The following is a 3,350-nucleotide window of genomic DNA, read 5'->3' as shown; positions in this document are numbered from 1 at the left end:
TCTTTATAAACAGAAAACCCGTTTTTATTGATTGACTAATCCACCTCTGTGCAGCTGTGTGGTTTTTTAGCTCAGTAATAAGGAGTAACACACCATGAGATATGCGATAGTAATGATACTGTTGATGGTACTTTTGGGAGGCTTGTCTTGCGCAGGTCGTAATGTCCCCAAAGATAGAGAGGCTTCCGAGCAAGCTCTTGAGAAGATTGAAGCATCCGATTTTCCTTATACCCTCTTCAATAAATCGGTAGAGGATGATAAAAACCTCTTTTTTTCACCTTATAGCATCAGCACCGCGCTTTCGATGGCATGGGTAGGAGCAGAAAATAATACTGCCCTGCAGATGGCTGCCCTTTTGGGATATAGCCTTCCCAAAGATGAGCAGATCAAGCTGATCCGCCAATCGCAGAGCATTCTAAATGATCTTGGGAAAAATGGCAAAGCTACTTTGACTGTTGCAAATGCCCTCTTTGATGCGCGCCGATATGAGCATCTTTTGATGCCCAAATTCAAAAAGAGCATCCGTGAAAACTTCCAAGCCGAGATGTTTTCACTTGATTTCGATGATGCTGTGGGATCGGCTGATTTTGTAAACTCCTGGGTGGAACAAAAGACTGCCAAAAGGATCAAAAACCTCATTACGCCGGATCATATCCGAGGCAGCAATGATGGCATGGTGCTGGTAAATGCCATATATTTCAATGGGATGTGGAAAAAGAAGTTCAATCCCGATTTTACTATGGAAGATCGCTTTTATACCGTTTCCAATCCGGGTGACAAAAGCCACAGTAAAAACGTAATGATGATGCATGCGCGGGACATTTACCCACATGCCAAAGTACCCGGCTATCAGATATTGGAGCTGCCCTATGAAGAAGGTGAACTCAGCATGATGATAATCCTGCCGGATGATATCGCAAAAGCTGAAAAAGAGCTGAGCGCTACTCTGGTAAAATCCTGGCAAAAAGAGCTGAAAGAGCGCGAGCTAAAGATATTTATCCCAAAGTTTAAGCTGGATACGGCTTTACCAAACCTGAGCAAAACCCTCAAAGAGCTGGGCATGACAGATGCTTTCAACAGTAAATCTGCTGATTTTAGCGGTATTCGCAATCCTCAAGGTGGCCCCGGGCTCTATATCATGGATGTGATTCACAAGGCTTTTGTGGAAGTAAAAGAAGAAGGAACCGAAGCTGCTGCAGCTACAGGAATAGTAATGGCAACCAAATCCGCGGCTACACCACCTCCTGAAGTTCCGGTTTTTAGAGCCGATCGTCCTTTTATATATATGATAATGCACAAAGCTTCCAATACCCCGCTCTTTATGGGTAAGTTCTGCGATCCTCCCAAGCTGCCCTAAGTTCCATAAACCCTTTCAAATAACATAGTTGTAATCTATTGGGAGAAGACATGAAAAGCGCTATATACATAGTAATAATCCTGCTCTGTATGGGGATGGCAGCATGTTCCAAGCACCATCCCACAGTGCAGCAAATGGGCGAAATGCCCATCCGGATGAATCTGCAACCTGCTCTTAGCCATGGGTTTAACGTAAGCCTGGTAAGGGTGACGATTCGCAAAGGTGATTTTAGCAATCAGCAAGACCTTACTATCGATGGCAATATGGCGGGAGGAACGTTTTCAAATCTGGAACCCGGCACTTATGCCATTGATGTATTGGTGTATGATGGGCTCAATCTGATTGCTACCGGACAGGGAACCGGATCTGTAATACCAGCGCAAACTACTACAGTTTATATTACATTGCAATTTGTACCGGGGGCTTTGGATATCCAGATTACATGGGGATTGCCCTATGAGCTGAGTCGCAGAGTGCTTTTGGTGGGTAATAGCCACACCTACTACAATGGTGGGGTGGATACTCATTTGGGTTTGCTTTTGGCAGATGCAGTTCCGGATTGGAATGTGCAGGTTTCCTCTGTAACCATGGGTGGTGCCACTTTGCAAAACCATCTGCAAAACCCCAATACCATCTCCACCATCGAAACCGGAGATTGGGATTTGGTGATCCTGCAAGAGCAGAGCAGCCGTCCCATGACTGATCCTGATCTCTTTTACAATGCTGCCACAGATTTGCACAATATCATCCGTCAAAGTGGGGCTTTAACGGGATTGTATATGACCTGGCCCTGGCGCAATAATCCCGAAATGTATGTGCCTATCCGCAATGCCTACAGCTACTTAGGGGCTAGGCTGGATGCTTTGGTGATCCCTGCGGGAGTAGGGTTTTACAATGCCTCTATCTCATACCCAAATCTTAATCTTTATGATGCGGATAACAACCATGCCTCTATGCAAGGAACCTATCTGGTGGCATGTATCATGCTGGCTAAGATATGGAATATCAATCCGATAGGCAATAGATATTACCCTCCTCAATTGGATTCTGTTACCGCAGGTTTGATCCAGGAACTGGCGTGGACTACTGTGCAAAACTATCGTGAGATAAGAGGGGAAGGCTATTCATTTGACCCCGGATGGGGCGATAGATATATGGATAAAGTAATAGACAATAGGTGGGAGAACTTGTTGGCAGCTTAGCAGGTGTAATAGGTTTAGACGCTATCTTACAGATAATCAAGCTTTTAAAAGGCTCACTATCCCCTTGTTGATGCGTAAGGTTTTATTGAATAAATCAGATGGAACATCCTGGTGAGTAGCCATCAGGAGTATTGTGGTGGGAGAGAGTGCTCTGATTGTATCAAAAATGCAAGCCTCACTTTCTTTATCGACATTAGAAGTGGGCTCGTCCAGTATGAGTATCTGTGGTTTACGTATCAAAGCCCTTGCCAGTGCAATTCTTTGTTTTTGCCCGATGGATAATCGGTTGCCATTGGGACCAATGCAAAAGTCATACGCCTCTGAGTTTTCCATCACAAAAGGTTCTACAAAAGCCTCTTGGGAAGCCTTTTGAACTTCCGTGGGAGCCGCATGTTTATTGAACATTCTGATGTTTGCATCAATCGTATCATTTGCCAAGACAGGCTCTTGATCCACAAACCCCATACCAAGGCATAGGGCAGCACTTGAGGACGAATCAAAGTCTTGTCCATTTATGGAGATTGATCCCCCACTTGGTTTTATAGATCCTGCCAGCAAGCGAAGCAGTGTTGTCTTGCCGGAACCTGAATCTCCTGTGACAAGTATGCGATCTCCAGCCTCCAGTTTTAGGCTTATGTGTGATAAAATAGGTTTATCTTCAAGCTCCACACTTACATCATCGAGTAGTATTTGCTTGATGGGGTAGATGTTATGCTCACAGGTTTCACCCTTTTCCAGTGAGATAGAGTATATTTCTGCAAGACGTTGAAGAGAAAGCAGTGCCTTTTGTG

At 44.7% G+C, this 3,350-nt stretch carries 3 protein-coding genes; 2 read left to right on the top strand and 1 reads right to left on the bottom strand.

Annotation, left to right across the window (positions count from 1 at the left end; translation table 11 throughout):
* Nucleotides 1-94: 94 nt before the first annotated feature.
* Together LHW48_10005 and LHW48_10000 are read left to right on the top strand one after the other, a co-directional pair.
* On the top strand, nucleotides 95-1,357 hold the full coding sequence (locus LHW48_10005; protein MCB5260782.1) for a serpin family protein: 1,263 nt from the start codon (nucleotides 95-97) through the stop codon (nucleotides 1,355-1,357).
* A gap of 50 nt (nucleotides 1,358-1,407) precedes the next feature.
* Nucleotides 1,408-2,559, top strand: a complete 1,152-nt coding sequence (locus tag LHW48_10000) for a hypothetical protein (protein ID MCB5260781.1) — start codon at nucleotides 1,408-1,410, stop codon at nucleotides 2,557-2,559.
* Between the two features lie 36 nt (nucleotides 2,560-2,595).
* On the opposite strand, the gene LHW48_09995 is transcribed toward LHW48_10000, so the two are convergent.
* Nucleotides 2,596-3,350 (bottom strand): ATP-binding cassette domain-containing protein (locus LHW48_09995; protein ID MCB5260780.1); only part of this gene is annotated, 755 nt, incomplete at its 5' end.

Source organism: Candidatus Cloacimonadota bacterium, assembly GCA_020532355.1.
In the GTDB taxonomy this organism is placed as follows: domain Bacteria; phylum Cloacimonadota; class Cloacimonadia; order Cloacimonadales; family Cloacimonadaceae; genus UBA5456.
The sequence above is the reverse complement of the archived record's forward strand: the minus strand, read 5'-3'. Positions and strand labels throughout refer to the sequence as shown.

Coding starts and splice junctions, on each gene's coding strand:
- LHW48_10000 (MCB5260781.1), top strand. CDS start 1,408: ATGAAAAGCGCTATATACATAGTAATAATCCTGCTCTGTATGGGGATG.
- LHW48_10005 (MCB5260782.1), top strand. CDS start 95: ATGAGATATGCGATAGTAATGATACTGTTGATGGTACTTTTGGGAGGC.